The sequence below is a fragment of the Rhodococcus sp. G6(2025) genome, assembly GCF_058628105.1.
In genome coordinates this window covers 743028-764397 of the sequence record NZ_CP179750.1, presented here as the reverse complement: position 1 = coordinate 764397, position 21370 = coordinate 743028, and the positions used below count along the sequence as shown (strand labels likewise).

The 21370-nt window shown below is 68.8% G+C and carries 18 protein-coding genes; 6 read left to right on the top strand and 12 right to left on the bottom strand.

Annotation, left to right across the window (positions count from 1 at the left end; translation table 11 throughout):
- Positions 1–39: 39 nt before the first annotated feature.
- Positions 40–1287, bottom strand: coding sequence for an MlaD family protein (locus tag ACLIVD_RS03685; RefSeq protein ID WP_491931965.1), 1248 nt, complete (start codon positions 1285–1287; stop codon positions 40–42).
- 296 nt (positions 1288–1583) lie between these two features.
- Here ACLIVD_RS03685 and ACLIVD_RS03680 point away from each other — a divergent pair, with 296 nt between their 5' ends.
- From ACLIVD_RS03680 to ACLIVD_RS03665, 4 genes are read left to right on the top strand one after another with little or no spacing between them, the layout of a single operon-like run.
- On the top strand, positions 1584–3065 hold the full coding sequence (locus tag ACLIVD_RS03680; RefSeq protein ID WP_283336370.1) for a purine-cytosine permease family protein: 1482 nt from the start codon (positions 1584–1586) through the stop codon (positions 3063–3065).
- Positions 3066–3093: 28 nt separating this feature from the next.
- Positions 3094–3714 (top strand): TetR/AcrR family transcriptional regulator, encoded by a 621-nt coding sequence (locus ACLIVD_RS03675; RefSeq protein ID WP_283336371.1) that lies wholly within the window; start codon positions 3094–3096, stop codon positions 3712–3714.
- Positions 3715–3716: 2 nt separating this feature from the next.
- Positions 3717–4715: a nitrilase-related carbon-nitrogen hydrolase gene (locus ACLIVD_RS03670; protein WP_317570754.1), complete on the top strand. Its 999-nt coding sequence runs from the start codon at positions 3717–3719 to the stop codon at positions 4713–4715.
- Complete coding sequence (locus tag ACLIVD_RS03665; protein WP_477951600.1) at positions 4712–5737, top strand: agmatine deiminase family protein; 1026 nt, start codon at positions 4712–4714, stop codon at positions 5735–5737. The genes ACLIVD_RS03670 and ACLIVD_RS03665 overlap by 4 nt, the downstream gene beginning before the upstream one ends.
- On the opposite strand, the gene ACLIVD_RS03660 is transcribed toward ACLIVD_RS03665, so the two are convergent.
- Together ACLIVD_RS03660 and ACLIVD_RS03655 are read right to left on the bottom strand one after the other, a co-directional pair.
- Positions 5734–6969, bottom strand: coding sequence for an RNA polymerase sigma factor (locus ACLIVD_RS03660; RefSeq protein ID WP_491931964.1), 1236 nt, complete (start codon positions 6967–6969; stop codon positions 5734–5736). The genes ACLIVD_RS03665 and ACLIVD_RS03660 overlap by 4 nt on opposite strands.
- Positions 6969–7670, bottom strand: coding sequence for a YciI family protein (locus tag ACLIVD_RS03655; protein ID WP_283354147.1), 702 nt, complete (start codon positions 7668–7670; stop codon positions 6969–6971). Before ACLIVD_RS03655 ends, ACLIVD_RS03660 begins: the two co-directional genes overlap by 1 nt.
- Before the next feature lie 220 nt (positions 7671–7890).
- Here ACLIVD_RS03655 and ACLIVD_RS03650 point away from each other — a divergent pair, with 220 nt between their 5' ends.
- Together ACLIVD_RS03650 and ACLIVD_RS03645 are read left to right on the top strand one after the other, a co-directional pair.
- Positions 7891–11781: a Pls/PosA family non-ribosomal peptide synthetase gene (locus tag ACLIVD_RS03650; protein WP_491931963.1), complete on the top strand. Its 3891-nt coding sequence runs from the start codon at positions 7891–7893 to the stop codon at positions 11779–11781.
- On the top strand, positions 11778–13094 hold the full coding sequence (locus ACLIVD_RS03645; RefSeq protein WP_491931962.1) for a M1 family metallopeptidase: 1317 nt from the start codon (positions 11778–11780) through the stop codon (positions 13092–13094). Before ACLIVD_RS03650 ends, ACLIVD_RS03645 begins: the two co-directional genes overlap by 4 nt.
- A gap of 7 nt (positions 13095–13101) precedes the next feature.
- Here ACLIVD_RS03645 and ACLIVD_RS03640 read toward each other — a convergent pair whose 3' ends face one another.
- From ACLIVD_RS03640 to ACLIVD_RS03600, 9 genes are all read right to left on the bottom strand, one after another.
- Positions 13102–14358, bottom strand: a complete 1257-nt coding sequence (locus ACLIVD_RS03640; RefSeq protein ID WP_491931961.1) for an MFS transporter — start codon at positions 14356–14358, stop codon at positions 13102–13104.
- A complete protein-coding gene (locus ACLIVD_RS03635; RefSeq protein ID WP_005262092.1) occupies positions 14355–15002 on the bottom strand; it encodes a GntR family transcriptional regulator in 648 nt (215 codons plus the stop codon). Before ACLIVD_RS03635 ends, ACLIVD_RS03640 begins: the two co-directional genes overlap by 4 nt.
- A 40-nt stretch (positions 15003–15042) precedes the next feature.
- The gene (locus ACLIVD_RS03630) at positions 15043–15483 is read right to left on the bottom strand and encodes a RidA family protein (RefSeq protein ID WP_283336382.1); all 441 of its coding nucleotides are present in this window, start codon (positions 15481–15483) and stop codon (positions 15043–15045) included.
- Positions 15476–17068 carry a gamma-glutamyltransferase family protein gene (locus tag ACLIVD_RS03625; RefSeq protein WP_477951602.1) on the bottom strand — a complete coding sequence of 531 codons (1593 nt, stop codon included), beginning with the start codon at positions 17066–17068 and terminating at the stop codon, positions 15476–15478. Before ACLIVD_RS03625 ends, ACLIVD_RS03630 begins: the two co-directional genes overlap by 8 nt.
- Positions 17065–17427, bottom strand: coding sequence for a Rieske (2Fe-2S) protein (locus tag ACLIVD_RS03620; RefSeq protein ID WP_283336384.1), 363 nt, complete (start codon positions 17425–17427; stop codon positions 17065–17067). The genes ACLIVD_RS03625 and ACLIVD_RS03620 overlap by 4 nt, the downstream gene beginning before the upstream one ends.
- A gap of 29 nt (positions 17428–17456) precedes the next feature.
- Entirely contained in the window at positions 17457–18899 is a 1443-nt protein-coding gene (locus tag ACLIVD_RS03615) for an aldehyde dehydrogenase family protein (protein ID WP_283354153.1), read from the bottom strand.
- Positions 18896–20134, bottom strand: a complete 1239-nt coding sequence (locus ACLIVD_RS03610; protein WP_283354154.1) for an NAD(P)/FAD-dependent oxidoreductase — start codon at positions 20132–20134, stop codon at positions 18896–18898. The genes ACLIVD_RS03615 and ACLIVD_RS03610 overlap by 4 nt, the downstream gene beginning before the upstream one ends.
- A gap of 16 nt (positions 20135–20150) precedes the next feature.
- On the bottom strand, positions 20151–20507 hold the full coding sequence (locus ACLIVD_RS03605) for a Rieske (2Fe-2S) protein (protein ID WP_005245022.1): 357 nt from the start codon (positions 20505–20507) through the stop codon (positions 20151–20153).
- A 68-nt stretch (positions 20508–20575) separates the two neighbouring features.
- A complete protein-coding gene (locus tag ACLIVD_RS03600) occupies positions 20576–21295 on the bottom strand; it encodes an iron-containing redox enzyme family protein (RefSeq protein ID WP_009477440.1) in 720 nt (239 codons plus the stop codon).
- Positions 21296–21370 lie beyond the last annotated feature (75 nt).

Sequence of the window (21370 nt, the reverse complement as noted above, 5' to 3'; positions counted from 1 at the left end):
AAACCCGGAGGGTCCCGGATCCGGGACCGAGAACTCGCGTCAGTTGGGAGTCACCCCGAGGAGCGGGGCGAGCTGATTCGCAATCGGGTTGAGGTCCAGCCTGTTCGGGTCCTTCTTGGGCGTGGAGTCCCACGGCTGAACGGTGGCGGGGTCGCCGAACACGATCCGGTTCGCACTGCGGACGCCGGTGAGACTGCCCTGTGGGGCTTCGCAGGACGCGGCGGTGTTCTGCGGGAAGTCCTGCTGCGTGTCGTCGAAGTTCGGGTCGTTCCGCTTCATCTCCTGGAGGATCGCCTGGGTGCCCTCGTAGCCGACGGTGCACGACGGCGGATTGTTGGTCTCGGCCACCAGGCCCAGGTGCACGGTTCCGTCGTCGGGCGCAATGGTCGACGACGCTGCCGCCACCCCCGGCAGGTACACGAACAGGGTCTGCAGGGCGGTGGCTTGCACCGAGATCGCCTTCGCCGTGACGGACAGGTTGGCGAGGTTCGTCGTGGCACCGGGTCCGGCCTCCGAGACGAGTTGCCCCAGTAGATCGCTCGCCGGATTTCCGTTGTCGATCAGCCGCCGGACGTCCGGGTCGCTGCTGCGCAGACGATCCGCGAGCGAGTCCAGGTCGGCACTGAAATCCTTGATCGCCGAGGACTGTTCGGACTGCGTATCCAGTACAGTGCGACCGTCGCGCACCAAAGCCATTGTCCGATCGAGCGATTCGGAGCCCGACCCCGACAGCCCGGACAACGAATCCGCGAGCGACTGAAGGTCTTTGCCCTTGCCGTCGAATGCCGCACCGAGTTCCGTCACGACGGTGTGGAGCGCGTCGATCGGCACGGATTCCGTCAATCCCCGTGTGCTGGCGAGCAATTCTTCGACGGGCACCGGCGTCGACGTGTCGGCGGCGGCGATTCGGGACCCGTCCGCGAGGAACGGCCCCCGATCGGTGGCGGGCCGAAGGTCGACGTACTGCTCGCCGATCGCCGACCTGTTGGCCACGACGGCTTTCGCGGAGGCGGGAATGTCGGGCGCGCTCGTGTCGATCCTCAGTTCGACGACGACGCCGTCCGGGGTCAGGGACATGTCCCCGACGCGGCCGACCGGCACGCCGCGGTAGGCGACTTCCGCATTGGTGAAGATGCCGCCCGACGTCTCCGATTCGAGGTGCACGGTGTATTCGCCGAACCCGAGGAGATTGCCCAGGCGCACATAGTTGGCACCCACGTAGACGAGGCCCGTGAGAGCCACGAGAACGAAGCCGATCAGCTGCCACCGGACGAGCGGCGACCTCACCGTCGACCCTCGATGTCGCGTCGCCCGAACGCCGTCCCCGCTGCGGCTGGCAGGCACCGGTTCGCGAAATGACTGTTGATGGCGGCGGCAGACACAGGCACTCCGATGACAGTGGGATACGTGAGACAAGCGGTCACACATATATCTAGTCCGGTCGCCGTAGCAGCGCAAACTCCGAACCACCCTCGGTGGCGCACGTCACTCGACGGTCTTGACTGAATTTTCAGTTTGGAATATCTTCGGTTCCCAACAGGACGTGATGACAGTCACCTCCGCCCCGAAATGTGAGGTCCGCAGTGTCCACGAATCTCGACCCGACGACGCCCCTCGACGACACCGCCCCCTCCCCGCCGGAGGACCGCTTCGGACACGTCGAGACGATCGGCGTGGAATACATCCCCGAATCGGAACGCGATTCGCGACCGCTCAACATGCTCGCCGTGTTCTTCGGCGGCAACCTGGCGTTCTCGGTGATCGTGTTCGGCTGGCTCCCCATCACGTTCGGACTCGGGTTCGGCAGCGCGATCGCGGCCAGCGCGGTCGGCATCGGACTCGGCACGCTCCTCATCGCTCCCCTGTCACTCCTGGGCCCGCGCACCGGCACGAACAACACCGTGTCGAGTGGTGCGCACTTCGGAGTGAGCGGACGGATGATCGGCTCGGGGCTCACCCTGCTCTTCGCCCTCGCGTACGCCGCGATCGCGGTCTGGACCTCGGGTGACGCGCTGATCGCCGCCGCCCACCGCCTGCTCGGCACACCGGTCGACAACGGCATGCTCGCCCTCGGCTACGGCATCATCGCCGCCGAGATCGTGGCCGTCGCGCTGTTCGGCCACGGCACGGTGGTCGCGCTCCAGAAGTTCGTGCTGCCCGTCGTTGCCGCGCTGCTCCTGCTCGGTGTGTTCGCGTTCGGGGGTCGCTTCGACGGCGGGTCGGGCAGCGGCGACTATCTCCTCGGCGGGTTCTGGCCCACCTGGATTCTGGCCGTGGTGCTCGCCGTCGGCGGTCCGCTGTCGTACGCCCCGACACTCGGCGACTACAGCAGGCGGATCTCCCGGGTGCGGTTCAGCGACCGTACGATCGTCGCGGCCACCATGGCAGGCATCTTCTTCGGGCTGTTCCTGACCGCGGCTTTCGGATCGTTCACCGCGTCGACGTTCACCACGCTGAGCGACTCCTACGTTGCCGACCTGGTGGCGGAGGCGCCCGGTTGGTACGTGCTGCCGATCGTCCTCGTCGCCCTCGCAGGAGGACTCGGCCAGGGCGTCCTCAACGTCTACGCCAGCGGTCTCGATCTGGAAGCGCTGATCCCCCGGTTGCGCCGCGTCCACACCACGCTGATCACGTCGGCGCTCGCGGTCGCCCTGCTCTACATCGGCGTGTTCGTCGTCGACGCCGTCGATTCGATCACCGCGATGACCTTGGTGCTCAACGGTTTCGCCGCGCCGTGGGTGGCGATCAACGTCGCCGGCTTCCTGGTTGCGCGGCGAGGGCAGTACGACGCCGTCGACCTCCAGGTCTTCAATCTGGGCCGCAGGGGTGGGCGCTACTGGTTCACCGGCGGCTGGAACCTGCGCGCCGTCATCCCGTGGGCGGCCGGATCCGTGTTCGGCGTCCTCGCCGTCGACACGTCGCTGTACTCCGGGCCCCTTGCCGACATCGCGCACGGTGTCGATGTCAGTCTTGTCGGATCGTCGGCCATCGCCGTGGCCGGCTACCTCGCCGCGCTGCGACTGTGGCCCGAACATGTGGCCCCGGTCGAGGCGCCGAGGTCCTAGGGCGGCACGAACCGAAGGAGATTCACCGATGAGCGAGCGACGCGATGCGATTCTGAAGGCCAGCGCGACGGCCATTGCCCAACGAGGCATTCGCGGGCTTCGCGTCAACGATGTCGCGGAGGTCGCGGGCGTGTCGCCGGGACTGCTGTACTACCACTTCAAGGATCGCATCGGCCTCCTCGAGGCCGCCCTGAACTACATCAACGACCGTGCCCGCGCCTACCGCAGCGAGGGTGAGGGATCCGGCGACTCCGCTCGCGACCGCCTCACCCGCTCCCTCCTCGGGGAGATCCAGGACCGTCCCGAGGTCGTAGAGAACTCGTTGGCCTGGAACGAGTTACGCGCCTCCGCTGTGTACGAGGAGGCGCTGCGGGAGCCCCTCGCGCGGACCACCGCGGCGTGGGTGTCGGAGATCGCCGACGCGATCGCCCAGGCGCAGGTCACCGGCGAGATCTCCCGCTCGCTCGACCCCCAGCCCACCGCGATCACGATGACGGCCCTCGTCGAGGGTCTGTCCGGGCGGTGGCTCTGCAAGGAGATCTCCACCGAGGACGCCCGCTCCCATCTGCTCGGCGCGATCGACGTCGTGATGTCCGAGCCCACCCACCACATTGCCGACACCCCCGTCACACCCACACCGAAGGAATAACCATGACCATTCGCACGATCACCGCACTGCCCGCACCGTCCTCACCGGCGCGCTTCACCGAATCCGCCCGCACACCGCTGCGGGTCGGACTGGTACAGCACCGCTGGCGACCCGATGCGGACGCACTGCGCACCGCGTTGACCGACGCGATCGGCGAGGCAGCCGCACTTGGCGCTACGGTGGTGTTCCTGCCGGAACTCACGTTGTCGAAGTACCCCGCCGACACCCGCGCGACCGGGGCCCCCGGCCGCGACGCCGAGCACCTCACGACCGGCCCCACGTACAGTTTCGCGGCCGCCGCCGCTGCCCGGCACGGGGTCTGCGTCCACGCTTCCCTCTACGAACGAGCCGACGGCCCCGACGGTCTCGGTTTCAACACCGCGATCCTCGTCGCCCCGTCCGGTGAATTGCTCTCCCGGACCCGCAAGCTGCACATCCCGGTCAGCGCCGGCTACTACGAGGACACCTACTTCCGCGGCGGTCCCGCCGACGACGCCTACCCCGTCTACCGCCCGGGCGAACTGGACGGTGCCGCACTCGGTTTGCCGACGTGCTGGGACGAATGGTTCCCCGAAGTCGCGCGGATGTATTCGCTCGGCGGCGCCGAGATCCTCGTCTACCCCACCGCTATCGGGTCGGAGCCGAGCGCCCCGTCCTTCGACACCCAGCCGATCTGGCAGCACGTGATCGTCGGAAACGGCATCACCAGTGGCACATTCATGGTGGTCCCGAACCGCTGCGGCAACGAGGGCGGCATCGACTTCTACGGTTCCTCGTTCATCTCCGACCCGTACGGCCGCGTGCTCGTGTCTGCTCCCCGCGACGAGGAGGCGGTCCTGGTGGCCGATCTCGACCTCGATCAGCGGAAGGACTGGCTCGATCTCTTCCCGTTCCTGACCACCCGCAGGCCGGACACGTACACCCGGCTGACGGATCCCGTGGACCACGAGCACCCCTACGGACTTCCGACGACGGTATCGGCCGCGGAGACCCGGTCATGACCTGGCGGATGCCGAGCGAGACCGAACCGCAGGAACGGGTGTGGATGGCGTTCCCGCCCCTCGGGGCCTCGATGACCGCGACCGCGGACGACGCGCACGAGGCGCGAACCGCGTGGACGGCCGTCGCCCACACGATCGCCGAATTCGAGCCGGTCACCATGGTCGTCGATCCGGCGGATCGGGATGTCGCCCGGCAGTACTTGTCCGCGGACATCGATGTGGTCGAGGTTCCCCTCGACGACGCCTGGATGCGCGACATCGGACCCACGTTCGTCCTCGACGAGGACGACCGCCTCGGTGCCGTCGACTGGACGTTCAACGGCTGGGGACAACAGGAGTGGGCGACCTGGGATCGCGACCGGTCGATCGGCGCGGCCGTCACCCGGTGGTCCGGTGCGCAGCCGGTCCCGTCGTCGATGGTCAACGAGGGCGGCGGGATCCAGGTCGACGGTCGCGGAACCGTGCTCGTCACCGAGACCGTGCAACTGGACCCGCTGCGCAACCCCGGCCTGGACGCGGCGGGAGTCGAGGCGGAACTCGCGCGCACGATCGGCGCCGAGCACGTCGTCTGGCTCCCCCGCGGCCTCACGCGAGATTCCGAGAAGTTCGGCACCAAGGGGCACGTCGACATCGTCGCGGCGCTACCCGCACCCGGGGTGGCTCTCGTGCACTCCCAGCGCGACCGATCCCACCCCGACCACGAGGTGTCCGCCGAGATCCTGAAAGTTCTGTCCGACAGCCGTGACCGTTCAGGTGCGCCGTGGCGGATCGTCGAGGTGCCTGCCCCGACGGTCCTGCGTGACGAGGAGGGCTGGGTCGACTACAGCTACATCAATCATCTCGTCGTCAACGGCGGCGTCATCGCATGCGGCTTCGACGACCCTCACGATGCCCTCGCCCGCGACATCCTGTCGAGCGTCTACCCCGGTCGCCGCGTCGTCACGGTCGATGCCCGGCAGATCTTCGCGCGGGGCGGCGGCATCCACTGCATCACCCAGCACCAGCCTCGCGGGCGGATCTAGCGGGCACTGTTCTCGCTGTCCACTTCCGCGAGCCGCCTCGCCAGGAATCGCCGGGTCGGGTCGTTCGCCGCCAGACCGATCGCGGCGCGGTACTCCGCGCTCGCCTCGGCGGGCCTGCCCGCTCGGCGCAGCAGGTCGGCGCGGGTCGCGTGCACGGTGTGCGTCCGCGCCAGCCTCGGCTCCCCGGCGAGTGCGTCCAACTCGGCGAGGCCGGCGTCGGGGCCGTCCCGGAAGCTCACTGCGACAGCGCGATTGAGACGGGCGGCGGGCGAGTCACCGTACGTGCCGAGTTCGTCGTATCCGGCGACGACGGCGTTCCAGTCGGTCGCCGTCCAGTTCGGCGCCGTCGCGTGGGCGGCCGCGATCGCGGCCTGCGCGCTGTACGGACCGCTTCCCCTGCGCCGTGCGGCCCGCAGGCACACGACGCCTTCCGCGATCTTCGCCCGGTCCCAACGCCGACGGTCCTGCTCCTCGAGTGAGACGAGATCACCCGCGTCGTCCGTTCGCTGAGCACGCCTGCTGTCGTGAAACAGCATGAGCGCCATCAGCGCCCACGCCTCACCCTCGTCCGGCATCAGCTCGCACAGCAACCGGCCGAGCCGCAGCGCCTCCTCGCAGAGTTCGTCGCGGATCGCGGTGTCGCCCGACGTCGCCGAATAGCCCTCGGTGAACACCAGATAGATGCAGGCGAGTACCTGCGGGGTGCGCTCGGGCAGCAGATGGTCGGGCGGGACCCGGAAGGGGATACCGGCGGTCCGGATCTTCGACTTCGCTCGGCTGAGCCGTTGGGACACGGTCGGTTCCGGGGCGAGGAACAACCGGGCGATCTCCGCCGGCCTCAGCCCGGCCACCAGGCGGAGAGTCAACGCGACCTGCGACTCCGGGGACAGCGCGGGATGGCAGCACGTGAACATGAGCCGCAACTGGTCGTCACGCACCGGCCACACCTCTTCCTCGTCCGGAGGGGGAACGAGCCGCGCCGCATCGTGCTCCTTGTCGCCGCGCAACGACTCCCGGCGCAACCGGTCCAGTGCCCGGTTGCGGGCGACGGTCGTGATCCAGGCTCCCGGGTTCTCGGGCAGTCCCGCCTCCGGCCAGCTGCGGATCGCCTCGGCGAACGCCTCCTGCACCGCATCTTCCGCGAGGGACAGGTCGCCGACCATCCGTGCCACGGTCGCCAGCGCCCGACCGGACTCCTCCCGGAAGACGCGGCTCAGCGTGTCGCCGTCCATTACTCGGCGTAGGCGACGATCTGCCGGAGTTCGACGCAGCCCTTCGGCGTCACCGGGATCTTCGCCGACAACGCGATCGCACTCTCCCGGTCCTCGGCTGCGAGCACGTACAGACCGTTCGCGACCTCGGCTGTCTCGGCGAAGGGGCCGTCGGTGAGAAGGAGTTCCCCGTCGCGAACGCGGATCGTCGTCGCGGAGTCCGGCGGATAGAGGGCCCCGCCGCCACGCACCGCGGACCCGGCGAGCCGACCGAACTTCTCGTGCTCGGCCATTCCCTCGTCCCACTGGGGTGTGCCCGGCGCCACCGCCGCCGCCACCGGTTCGCGGAGCAGCGCCATCCAGCAGCCTGTCTGATCGGTCACGGGCATCCACTCGAACATCGGCCACAGCTCGATGATCGCCTCCGGGATATGCCGCGCCACATTCAGCACCTCGTCCAGGTCCGGCCCCTCGAGGACGTAGAAACCACCGATCACCTCCGCGGTCTCCGCGAACGGACCGTCCGTGATCAGCGCCCGGCCGCCCTCGTTCCGGATGGTCGCCGCCTCCGCGCTCGGATACAAGGCACCACCTCCGACGATCGCGGAGCCCGCTCTCTCCGTGAACGCCTGGTGGCGCGCAACGGCCACCGCAAACTCCGGACTGTCCGGTGCCCATTCGGTGGCGTTCTTCTCGTCCGCCAGCAATGCCAGGTAGTACATGGGGTCATCCTTCCTCGAAAAGAAGGAACTCGGGCGCTCCTTCTGACCAGACGACGAAGAAGAGGGACGAACTTCGACACGTGCGGTGAGAGAACCGGCACCTGCGGGTGAAGAATGGACGACGAAGCCCTACGAACCACCAACTGTTCACCATCTGGCCACTTGATCGTGAGATAACGAGCCGTACGCACCACCACCCGCTCAGAGAAGGAATTCTGGATTGTCTCTCCAGTCGCCGACGGATTCGGACCTGTCGCTCCGTATACCCCGGGAATTCCTCCGCCGTGAATTCGCACCGGCGCCGCGCACACTCGTCGACATCCTGTTCGCGACGGCCGAGGCGAACCCCGAAGCCCCGGCGATCGACGACGGCTCGACGTCGCTCACCTACCAGGAACTGCTCGAGGAGATCCGGCAGACCGCGGAGGTCCTGGCCGAATCGGGAGTCGGGGCCGGCGATCGCGTCGGAATCCGAATGCCGTCCGGATCCTGCTCGCTCTACGTCGCAATCCTGGCGACGCTCGCCGTCGGCGCCGCCTACGTGCCGGTCGACGCGGACGACCCCGAGGAACGCGCCGAACTCGTGTTCGGTGAGGCGCAGGTCCGGTGCGTGATCACCGGCACCGGGATCACCGCAGGTACCGCCCCCGACAGGGCCGAGTCGCCGAGCGCCCGTCCGCCGACCGTCGACGACGACGCGTGGATCATCTTCACCTCCGGTTCCACCGGCACCCCCAAGGGTGTCGCGGTGAACCATCGCAATGCGGCGGCGTTCGTGGATGCCGAAGCCCGGATGTTTCTGCAGGAAGACCCGATCCGGCCCGGCGATCGGGTGCTGGCCGGACTGTCCGTCGCGTTCGACGCGTCCTGCGAGGAGATGTGGCTCGCGTGGCGTCACGGCGCCTGCCTCGTTCCCGCGCCCCGATCCCTGGTGCGCAGCGGCATGGACCTCGGCCCGTGGCTCGTCGCGCGCGACGTCAGCATCGTCTCGACGGTGCCGACCCTCGCGTCGCTGTGGCCTGCCGAGGCCCTCGAGGCCGTGCGCCTGCTGATCTTCGGCGGCGAGGCCTGCCCACCCGAACTGGCGGAGCGTCTCGCCGTCGACGGACGCGAGGTATGGAATACGTACGGGCCCACCGAGGCGACCGTCGTGGCGTGCGGCGCCCTGATGGACGGCAAGAGTCCGGTCAGTATCGGCCTCCCGCTCGACGGCTGGGACCTCGCAGTGGTCGACGCGACCGGTGAACCCGTCCCCGAGGGCGAGGTGGGCGAACTGGTCATCGGCGGTGTCGGCCTGGCCCGGTACCTCGACCCGCAGAAAGACGCCGAGAAGTACGCACCGATGCCGACACTCGGCTGGGATCGCGCGTACCGCAGTGGCGACCTCGTCCGCCTCGACCGCCGCGGACTTCTGTTCCAGGGTCGCGCAGACGATCAGGTGAAACTCGGTGGCAGGCGGATCGAACTGGGCGAGGTCGACAACGCCCTGCAGAACCTTCCCGGCGTCGGCGGCGCCGCCGCTGCCGTCCGCCGGACCGGAGCCGGTCACCAGGTACTCGTCGGCTACCTTGTCAGCACCAACCCCGACTTCGACCTCAAGGCGGCGCACGCGGCGCTCACCGAGCAGCTGCCGGCGGCGCTGGTTCCCCGGTTGGTCCTGGTCGACGAACTGCCCACCCGCACGTCGGGCAAGGTCGACCGGAACGCCCTGCCCTGGCCCCCGCCGGGTATCGACGACGCCGCGGAGAAACTGGGTCTCGAGGGCACGCAGGCCTGGGTCGCGGGGCTGTGGACGGCGATTCTCGGCGCCGAGATCACGGGCCCCGACGACGACTTCTTCGAGCTCGGCGGCGGATCCCTCTCGGCAGCCCAGCTGGTCACGGCGCTGCGCGAACGGTTCCCCGAGGTGACGGTCGCGCAACTCTACGACCATCCGCGGCTCGGTTCGCTCGCGGAATACCTCGACGAGCTGGCGCCGATCGACGCCGCCGAACCCCGCATCGTCACGCCGACTCCGCGACGGAGCCAGCTCGCGCAGATCGCGGCCACGGTTCCGCTCACCACGCTCACCGGCCTGCAGTGGGTCACGTGGCTGGCCATCGCGAACAACGCCTTCTCGTGGTTCACGACGGTGTCGTGGGCGCCCACGGTGTCGTGGTGGTGGATTCTGCTCGCGTTCTTCGCGTTCATCAGCCCGGTCGGCCGGATGGCGATCTCGGTGATCGGCTCACGGATCCTGCTGCGCGGACTCGAGCCGGGAACGTATCCCCGAGGCGGCAGCGAACACCTGCGACTGTGGGTGGCGCTGCGCCTGACCGAGGCCAGCGGCGCCGCGAACCTGTCTGGCGCGCCGTGGATGCTCTACTACGCGCGGGCGCTCGGCGCGAAGGTCGGCAAGGGGGTCGACCTGCACACGCTCCCGCCGGTCACCGGCATGCTCGAACTCGGCGACGGTTGCTCCATCGAACCCGAGGTCGACCTGTCCGGGCACTGGGTGGACGGCGACGTCGTCCACATCGGTGCGATCAAGATCGGTCCGGGTGCGTCGGTGGGCGCCCGGTCCACGTTGATTCCCGGCGCCACCATCGGGCGAAACGCCGAGGTCGAGGCCGGTTCCGCCGTGTTCGGACGCGTCAAGGCCAATCAGCACTGGGCGGGTTCACCGGCGGTCAAGGTCGGCAAGGCCGTCCACCCGTGGCCCGAGGAGACTCCACGCCGCGCGGCCTACTGGGTTCCCGCGTTCGGCGTGACGTCGATGCTCATCGCCGGGCTGCCGATCTTCGCCCTCGTCGCCGGCATCGTGGTCATCGGCTGGTGGATCCGCGACGCCGGCACGATCGGATCCGCCGTACTCCAGTCGCTGGTGATCCTTCCCGTCGCGACGCTCGTCAGCCTCGCCGTATTCGCCGTCCTCACGGTCGTGTCCGTCCGGCTGCTGTCCATCGGGCTGCGTGAGGGCTACCACCCGGTCCGCAGTCGCATCGGCTGGCAGGTGTGGGCCACCGAACGACTCATGGACTCCGCCCGCACGTTCCTGTTCCCGCTGTATGCGAGTCTCCTGACGCCGGGATGGCTGCGGTTGCTCGGCGCCCGGATCGGCAAGAACGTGGAAGCGTCGACCGTGCTCATGCTGCCGAAGTTCACCACCGTGGCGGACGGCGCATTCCTCGCCGACGACACGATGATCGCGAGTTACGAACTCGGCGGCGGCTGGATGCACATCGAACACGCGAAGGTCGGCAAGCGCGCCTTCCTCGGCAACTCCGGGATGACCGGTCCGGGTCGGCGCGTGCCCAAGAACGGTCTCGTCGCGGTGCTCTCGGCCACGCCGTCGAAGGCGAAATCCGGTTCCTCCTGGCTGGGCAGTCCCCCGGTCCGCCTCCGCAGGGCGCCCGGCGACACCGACGCCTCCCGCACGTTCCGTCCCCCGGTCCGGCTCAAGATCGCCCGCGCGGTCGTGGAGACGTGCCGCCTCATCCCGGTGACGGTGACGTTCGGAATCGGCCTCGGCGTGCTGTTCGCGCTGCAGGTGCTGGCTCACCACATCGGCTTCTGGCTCGCGGCGCTGGCGAGCGGTGTCGTCCTCCTCGTCGCGGGCGCGGTCGCCGGGCTGATCTCCGTGATCGCGAAGTGGCTGGTGGTGGGTCGGATCGGGAAGATCGAGCACCCGTTGTGGAGTTCGTTCGTGTGGCGGAACGAGGTGTCGGACGCCTTCGTGGAAACGGTCGCCGCACCCTGGTTCGCCCGTGCCGCCACCGGCACCGCCGTCCTCAACGTCTGGTTGCGGGGCCTCGGAGCCACCATCGGCAAGGGTGTGTGGTGTGAAACCTATTGGCTGCCCGAGGCGGATCTCGTGACGCTGGGCGACGGCGCGACCGTGGAACGGGGGTGTGTCGTGCAGACTCACCTGTTCCATGATCGGATCATGTCCATGGACACCGTCATCCTCGGAGCCGGCGCCACCCTCGGCCCGCACTGTGTCGCGCTGCCCGCCGCCCGGATCGGCGAAGGCGCCACGGTCGGCCCGGCCTCGCTCGTCATGCGCGGCGACACCGTGCCGCCGTCCACGCGGTGGCAGGGAAATCCGATCGCCCCCTGGGCGGCCACGTGAAGGCTGACAAGGGGATCGACGAGCCGGTCGACCCGTATCTCCCCCAGAACGGAAACCGCGGATACCGGGTGACCCGGTACGAACTCGACCTCACCTACAAGGTTCACAGCAACCGGCTGGCAGGCAAGGCCACGATCACCGCGGTCACCACCGAGGCCCGCTCCCGGTTCGCCCTGGATCTGGCGTCCAATCTGCACGTCACGAAGGTCGCGACCAACGGTTCCCGCAACACGAAGTGGTTGCATCGGAACGGCAAGCTGGTCGTCACGCCCGCGCAGGCGATCCCCGCGGGCGGCGCCCTCGTGCTCACCGTCCAGTACGGGGGTTCGCCGAAACCGATCCGCAGTGTGTGGGGTGAGGTCGGCTGGGAGGAGTTGTCCGAGGGCGCGCTGGTTGCCAGCCAGCCCAACGGGGCGGCGTCCTGGTTCCCGTGCGACGACCACCCGAGTTCGAAGGCCAGTTACCGCATCGCGATCACGACCGATTCGCCGTACTACACGGTGGCCAACGGTGCGCTGGTGAGCAGGCAGACGCGGGCCAGCCAGACGACGTGGGTGTACGAGCAGACCGAGCCGATGGCGAGTTATCTGGCCACCATCCAGATCGGGCCGTACGAACGCCGAAGCCTCGGTTCCGCCGGAGTCCCCATGTTCGCCGTCCACCCGCCGCGGCTGCGTCCGACGTTCGACGTGGACTTCGGCCGGCAGCCTCAGATGATGGACGTGTTCTCCCGACTGTTCGGCCCGTACCCGTTCGCCGACTACACGGTGGTCGTGACGGACGACGAGCTGGAGATCCCGCTCGAGGCGCAGGGACTGTCGATTTTCGGTGCCAACCATTGCACGGGCCGGCGCGGATACGAACGTCTGGTGGCGCACGAACTCGCCCACCAGTGGTTCGGCAACAGCCTGACACTCGGTCAGTGGCGGGACATCTGGCTGCACGAAGGTTTCGCCTGTTACGCGGAGTGGATCTGGTCGGAGAACTCGGGCGGCCCTTCGGCGCACCAGCTCGCACAGCAGGCGCATCAGGGCCTGGCCCGCAAGCCGCAGGACCTGGTGATCGCCGATCCGGGACCGCAGCTGATGTTCGACGACCGCGTCTACAAGCGCGGCGCGCTGACGCTCCACGCGTTGCGACGACGGCTCGGCGACGACAAGTTCTTCGGGCTGCTGCGGCAGTGGACCCTGGCCCATCGCCACTCCACCGTCACGAGCGAGCAGTTCACCGACCTGGCCACCCACTACACCGACGAGCCGCTGCGCCTGCTGTGGGATTCCTGGCTCGGCGAGAAGACTCTGCCGCCGATGTGAGTTGCGGTCACTCCGGGTTCGGCAGGTGCGCGCGCCACTTGGTGAGTGCGAGCGCAAGACAGCCGGCGGCCGCGATCGTCCCGAAGAGGAACATTCTCGGGTACGTCACCGCTGGGAACGTCTCGGACAGGTAGGCCATCACGGCCGGCGTCCCGAATCCCAGGTACGTGAGCGAGTAGAAGACGGCGGTCAGTCCGGCGAGGTCGTTCGGGCCCGCGATCCGCTGAATCTCCTGCAGTCCCGACACCATGGCCATGCCGTATCCGCAGCCGAGCACGACGGCGGCGGCGAGCGCGAGCGGAACGGTCAGCGCCGACGCGGCGACGGCGGCGACGCCCATTCCGACGAGGACGACGACGAGTGACACCACGACGGCACGCGCGTTGCGGGGGGTGTCGATCTTGCGTCCGAGCGCCTGGATCGCGAATCCCGCCCCGAGGCCGACCATGCACATGAGCGCCGAGAACGCGAGCGGCAGCCCACCGGTGTTCCCGGACATCAGCGACGGCAGGACCGCGTAGGCGGCGGCCGCAGTGCCGAACACCCAGGGTGCGAGCGGCGCGATCACGAACAGGAATCGCTTGTGGGCGGCGGACGGGATCGCGAGGTCGCGGGCGAGCGAGACTCGTTCGGAGACCGGCTGGGCCGCGCGGGTCTCCGGGGCTCGCCACAGTGCGACGGCAGCGGCGACGGCGATCGCGCTGTGCACAACGTACGACAGGACACTCGGCAGCGGCGCCCACTGCGCGAGGACGCCGGCGACGCCCGCGCCGAGACCGAATCCGCCGGTCAGGCTCATCGCTGCCCGTCGCGCACCGGCACCGTCCGTGGCCGCGGGATCCCACGGCGCGGTCGACAGTTCCTTCACCCAGCTGCCGCCGACGGCCATGCCGAGGCCGAGCGCGACCCCGCACAGGACGCGGCCGACGATGAGCATGGCCGCAGAGTCGGCGCCGAGGGCCAGGAGCGCGGAGCCGGCGATCGTCAGGAACGGTGCCGGGAGCAGGATCGGCCGTCTGCCCAGCCGGTCGGACAGTGGTCCGCCGAGGAGGAGGGCGGGCACGATTCCGACAACGTAGGCAAACAGGAACAGATCGACCGTGACCGGCGAGAAACCGTGATCGGCGCGGTACATGCCGAGGAGCGGCGTGAATTCGTTGCCGCCCCACGCGACCGCGAACATGGTCGCGGCCACCAGCAGCCAGGCGCGCGGCGACGCGAGGGTCTCCGGCACCTCGATCGGGGATTCGCGGACGACGGTCATCGCGCAACTCCTCTCGGGTTGAGGGCGTGGACCTGGCGCATGTGGACGAGCACCGCGGCGTCGAACCCGGCGGCGTCACCCGCTTCGACGAGTTCGGTCAGCTGCTCGTGGTCGGCGATGATCCTGGGCAGCTGTCCCGGGTCACGGGTGATCGAGTGTGCCGTCATGCGTCGCTGACGCTCGCGGATGCTGGAGTAGAACGTCGCGAGCAGCGGATTCTCGCCCGCCTCGACGATCATCCGATGGAAGTCGGCGTCGGCGGCGCTGAAGGCGGCGACGTCGCCGCGCTCGGCGATCTCCCGCTGCTCGACGAGGTTCTCGCGCAGGCGGGCGACGAGGAGTTCGCGGGCGTGTGGCTGGTCGGCCAGCACCCGGACGCTGTGCGTCTCGACGAGTTGCCGGGCGTCGACCACGTGCTCCGCCTCGCCGTCCGCGACGGGCACGATGAGCGCGCCCCGCTTCGGGTACAGCCGCATCCAGCCCTCGGACTCGAGCCGGAGGAAGGCTTCGCGCACCGGGGTACGACTGAGCCCCATGCGCCCGGCGATCTCGCCCTCGCTGATCAGCTCACCGCCGGGCAGACCGCCCGACAGGATGAGCTCCTTGACCTCGCGATAGGCCTGCTCCGCGGCGGAATACAACATAGACACAAGAAGTATTTAACACCTGGAGCCGGGTGCGGGTCTATGCACGGACAGCCACTGTGAGCTCTATCTCCACGGGTGCGCCGGACGGCAGGGCGTACACGCCGATCGCGCTGCGCACCGGCAGAGCGTCGGCCCCCAGGCATTCGACCAGCACGTCCGACGCGCCGTCGGCCACCGCGGACAGCTCACGGAAGTCCGGGGTACAGGCGACGAAGACGCTCATGCGCAGGCACCGGGAGATCGCCGCCGTGCCGCCGACGGCCGAGGCTATCGCGGTGATCGCGTTCCTCGCCGCCAACCCGGCCGCCTCCCGGGCCCGCGGGATGTCCAGGTCCCGTCCGACGACGCCGGTAACCGTGAGCACACCGTCGCGGCGTGGCGTCATCCCGGCGCTGTACGCGATCCCGTCGTGCACGACCGCGGGAATGTAGCGGCCCTGGGGCCGTGGGGCGGCGGCGACGGATTCCTGCTCAGACACCGAGTGCTATTCCTTCCTGGCGGGGGTCGGCGGCGCCGGACAGCAGGCCGCGCGCTGCGTCGAGGGAGATGATCTGCGCGCTCCCACCGGCGGCCCACGGACCCTGCAGTGCGACGTCGTGACCCAGGCTCTCCAACTCCGTGCGCACCTCCTCCGGAATGCGGGACTCGCACCGCAGTTCCGCCGGGCGGCCGACCACATCGGCGTCACTGCCCGGGAAGACCGTGAAGCGGGGCGCCGCGACGGCCTCCGCCGGGTCGAGTCCGTGATCGAGCAGGTGCGAGATCAGTTGCATGTTCCATTGCACCTGCCCGTCCCCGCCCGGGGTGTTCCCGACGTGCAGGAGATTCCCGGACGTATCGGTGATCACCCACGCGTTGAGGGTGTGCAGCGGTTTACGCCGCGGCGCCGCGGCGTTGGGATGCCCCGGGATCAGATAGGCCCCGCGGCCGAATCGGTTGTTCAGCACCACTCCGGTGCCGGGGACGGTCATCTTGGCGCCGAACGTGAAGGCGAGCGAGTGGATGAAACTGACCGCGCGGCCGTCGGAGTCCACCGCGACGGTCGAGGTGGTGTCACCGGCGCTCACGCTGAAGGCGCCCGACGACGCCCGGCGGCCGTCCAGCCTGTCTCTCGCCGCCCCGATCGCGGTCGGCTCGAGCACGGCCCGCCACCCGTCGTTGCCGGCGCCGCAGGTCGCGAACCGATCCTCGAAGGCCAGACGGGCCGCTCGCGCCATGCGATCGACGGCCGGAGCGGTGAGCCACGGCGAGAAGCCGACGACGCCGTCGTTCAGCGCCGCCTGCTGCAGCACCATCCATCCGGGGGTGGGCAGGGGCGTCTGGTGAACGACCGCGCCGGCGTAGTGCCCGCTGATCGCGAACTCCCGTCGCACGTCGGCGCCTGCCGCCCACTCGTCCCCGCCGAACGGCGCCCCACCGGCGCGGAGCGCCTCAACCGCCTGCTGAGCGAACGGGCCGGTGTAGAAACCGTGCACGTCGCGCGCCAGTGCCTCGATGGTCCGGGCCAGGTCGCGCTGCGGCAGCCGCTCCCCGACCTGCGGCAACCGGCCGTCCGGGAGGTACACCGCACGCAGTCCGGGGTCGGCGGCGATCGCGGTCTGCGCCTCTCGCACGTCGTCGCGGGTCTTGGCCGAGCAGGGAAGCCCCTTCTCCGCCGCGCACACCGCCGGTGCCCAGAGGTCCATCAGCGAGCGGGTGGCGCCACCCGCGTGCAACGCGCCGAGGGCGGCCGGCGCCCCGGGAACCGCCACCGCCAGCGCCCCGTCGAGGGGAATCGACCGCAGCCCACGTTCGGTGTAGAAGTCCACGTCACCGCCGTCGGGCCCGAAGCCGCTGCCCCCGACCGTCCACACCGATCCGTCCGGTTCGCGGACGACGGCGAACGCGTCACCGCCGATTCCGCATTGCCCCGGCAACGTCAGCCAGGTCATCGCGGCCATGGCCAGCGTCGCGTCGATGGCGTTGCCTCCGTCGGCCAGAACGCGGGCACCTACCGTGCTCGCCGCGGGATGACTGGACGAGACCATGCCGTCGGCGGAGAGAGTGGACGGTCGGGGGTTCACTTCATGCACCCCCGCGCGGCCCGCCGGCGCGGGATGGAACTGGTGTCGTCGGGGTCGACGCCGACGAAGATCTCGCCGTCACGTTCCTCGACCGGGTAGGTCTTGATGGCCACCGTCGCCGGTGGGCACACGGGTTCCCCGGTCTCCAGATCGAACACGCTTCCGTGGCAGGAGCATCCGATACCGTCGTCGACGAGTTTCCCGGACGAGAGCAGGCAGTCCAGGTGTGTGCAGTAGTTGGACGTGGCGTAGGCCTTCCCGTTCAGGCGGGCCACGGCGAACTCGTGTTCACCGGCGAAGAAGCGGCGCACGATGCCTTCGGAAACCTGTCCGGAGCGCGCAACGCGAGTGAATTCCATGGTCTTCTCCCTCTGTCGACAGGTAGGTCTCAGGCCGAAGGGCTGAGGTAGACGGTCTTTTCGGCTTGGTAGAACTGCATCATCGAGTCACCCGCCTGCTCCTTGTGGGTCTGCGTGCTCGAGGCCTTGTATCCGCCGAACGGAGCGTTCATGCTCATGCCGGTGGTGGGCTGGTTGATCTTCACCAGGCCCGATTCGGAACGGCCCGCGAACGCAAGCGCCTTCGTTACGTCGTTGGTGACGATTCCCGCGCTGAGCCCGAATTCGGTGTCGTTCGCGAGCGCGACGGCATCGTCGAAGCCGGACGCCCGCAGGAAGACCAGCAGTGGTCCGAACACTTCGTCCGTGACCACCCGCATGTCAGGGCTGCCACCGGCGAACACGGTCGGAGCAGCGAAATAGCCGTTCCCCCTGTCGAGACTTGCTCCGCCGCAAACCAGTTCGGCTCCTTCGTCGCGGCCGATCTGCACGTACTCGAGGAACTTGGCGAGCTGCGCCTTGCTCGCGAGAGCTCCCATGCCCACACCCGGTTCGGCGCCCGGGCCGACGGTGATCCCTTCGGCGAGTTCCACCACGCGGTCCAGCAACCGGTCGTGGATCTCGTCCACCGCGATCACCCGGCTGGTGCCCGTGCACGCCTGCCCGGACAATCCGAAGGCGCCCTTGACGATCAGTGCGGCCGCCTTGTCCACGTCGGCGTCGCCGAGGACCACGACGGGGTTCTTGCCGCCCATCTCGAGCTGGCTGCGGCGAGACGGACCCACCGCCGCGTGGATCGCACGGCCCACGTGGGTGGAGCCGGTGAACGTCACGGCATCGACGCGCTCGTCCGCCGCGACCGCGCCGCCGGCGCGACCGGAACCCTGGACCAGGGCGAGGGCACCGGCCGGAAGCCCCCCGGCCAGCAGCGCCTCGACCAGCCGCTGTCCCATCAGCGGGGTGAGTTCGGATGGTTTGAACACCACGACGTTTCCGGCGGCCAGCGCCGGTCCGAGTTTGCGCGACGGAATGTTGAGCGGGAAATTCCAGGGGGTGATCGCCCCGACGATTCCGACAGGTTCGCGCAGGGTGATGACGAGTCCCTCCCCCGGGGTGGGGTACGTGCTGCCGGTGGTGCGGAGCGCCTCGCCCGCGTAAAAGCGCAGGTTCATCGGTGTGCGACCGACTTCCATGGTCGCCTCCGTCCGGGTCTTGCCCTCCTCGCGGACGAGTTCGTCGACGAGGTCGCCTGCCCGCGCCTCGAGGTGCGCGGCCGCCGCTTCCAGGATTGCCGCGCGGCGTTCCGGGGGCGTCGCGGCCCACTGCGGCGCCGCCTTGGCCACCGCGCTGACGGCGGCATCCACGTCGGCCTCCGTGGAATCCGGGAACACGCCGATCACGTCGTCGTGATCCGCGGGATTGCGCCGCTCGAACGTCGCGCCGGAAGACGACGGGACCCACTGCCCGTCAATGAGATTGAGTCCCTCGATCATGACACCGTCACCAATTCCTCGTCATCGTCCATCAGGTCGAACAGGTCGACGTCCTCGTCCGCCAACCGGGCAGGCGCGATCGACCGGCCGATCAGTTCTCGGGCCGCGCTGATCTCGTCGCCGCGGTCGAGCGTGAAGGCGCCGCGCAGAACACCGCTGTCCAGATAGAAGGCGGTGAACTCGCCGTCGTCGGCGCTGCCGCGAAATACCAGGTCGGTGTAGCGGGCCGCGCCGGTGAACTGGATGTTCTTGCCGAACTGATCGGACCAGAACCAGTGCGCGGGGTCCACCACCCCGACGCGTCCGAGCATGAGGTTCGCGGTCGCCGCCCCCTGCTTGCTCGCGTTGTCGAAGTGTTCGACGCGAACGTGCCTGCCTGCCGCGTCGGAGAATCGCGCTGCCACGTCGCCGGCGGCGTAGACGTGTGGAGTCGAGGTCCGCCCCTGCGCGTCCACGAGGATTCCGCCGTCGACGGCAAGTCCGGAGGCCCGCGCGACCTCGACGTTGGGGACGATCCCGATGCCCACCACCACGACGTCGGCCGAAATCACCTCTCCGCCCTCGAGCGCGATGAGCACGCCGTCCGGCTGGGTCGTCACGGTGTCGACCCGGACGCCGCCGCGGACGGTGACTCCGTTCTCCCGTTGCAATCGAGTGCAGACGTCGCCCATCTCGGGTCCGAGGATTCGAGCGAGTGGCACCTGGTCCGCTTCGAGGACGGTCACCTCGGCGCCCAGGGCTGTCGCAGTGGCGGCAATTTCGAGTCCGACGAAGCCTCCGCCGATCAGCACCAGACCGACGCCGGGACGAAGGTGGGCGGCGAGCCGTTCGGCGTCGTCGATCGTCCTCAGGTAGTGCACCCGTTCGGGCGCAGGCCCGTTCACCGGCATCGTGCGCGGTCTGCCGCCGGTCGCGATCAGTACCGCGTCGGCCGCGATGCTTCGCCCGTCGGACAGTTCGACCGAACCACCGCTCGCGTCGATCCGGGTCACCGTCGTGCCGGTGAGGAGTTCGACGTTCTGTTTGTCTCGCCACGCGTCGGGAAGCAGCATCAACGATTCGCGATCCTCTTGCCCGGCAAGGAATTCCTTGGACAGCGGTGGCCGCTGATACGGCGCGTGCGACTCGTCGCCGACGAGGAGGATCCTGCCGTCGAATCCTCGGCGTCGCAGGGTGCGCGCCGCGACGGCAGCGGTCTGGCCGGCGCCGATGGTGACGATGGTGTTCAACGTCATGGGGTCACTCGCTCTCTCAGTCGACTTCGGCCGGCGAAGTCGCGGTCTCGGCGTAATCGGGGCTGCGGGTGAGATCCACGTAGACGACGTCGTCCTCGACCTTCACCGCGTAGGTCGGCTGGCACAGGTCCTGGTCTTCCTCGTAGCCGGTGTCGAGGTCGAACGCCCACTGGTGGCCTGGGCAGATGACCCGCCCGTGCAGCAGGGTGCCTTTCGCCAGTGACCGATCCTGATGGATGCACAGATCACGAAAGGCGTAGATCCGGTCGTCGGCCTGGAACAGGGCGACCGCGGTGTCGCCGACCTCGACGCGAAGCTTCCGGCGGCGGCCGAGCTCACGGACGGTGACCAGCCGGGTCCAGTTCGTCTCCATCGTTCTCTCCTGTCGGGCGAGATGCCTGCGTCGGGAGGGGCCCGATGCGGGCCCCTCCCTGCGCACGGTCAGGCGGTCGCGAGCTCGAGGTCGGTTGCCACGTACGTGTCGTAGAGCCCCTTCGTGTACGAGAAGCGCATCTCGGCTCCCCACTGCACGAGTTGCAGGCAACGCTGCTGCAGCTGCGGGGTATCTGCGTGGTCGAGCACGATCTGGTATCCACGCTCACCGTGCACGACGTCCGACGTGATGTGCAGGTCGAAGAATTCGATCTCGTCCTCGGTGAACCCGTACACCTCACGCAGAGGAACGATCTGCTTCTTGTAGATGCTCGGTACCTGCGACTCGAGTCCGACGACGAGTGCGGCGGTGGCCACGACGAAGTGCTCACGCTGCGACACCGCGTAGCACCAGGACTGCAGACCGCGGGTGATCGCGTTCATGTTCGACGGGTCCTCGACGCGTTCCTTCGTGGTGCCGCACGCCTCGGCGAACTTGATGAGGAGGTCGGTGTGCCGGATGTCGGCCAGTTCCTCCTCGTACATGTTCTGGAGGGTGAAATCCTTTGCATTGGTGAAGGTGTCGGGGGTGTTCGAGTAGATGTTCGCGAGGTAGTCGGCGAAGGGTCCGACGTAGTGGTAGTGGTTCTCCGCCCACCGCGCGAAATGGTGCTTCTCGAGCTTGCCCTCGGCCCACGCCTTGCTGAACGACGCGTTCTTCGCCTCGCGGCCCTTGATCGCGTTCTCCAGAGCTGCGCGGAAATCGTCCCTGCCTAGAAGTTCGGTCATGATGTGCCTCGTCTTCCTCGAGTATGAGATTGGTTGGGGATGCTCCGACTGGAGTGAACTCGACGTTATCGACTC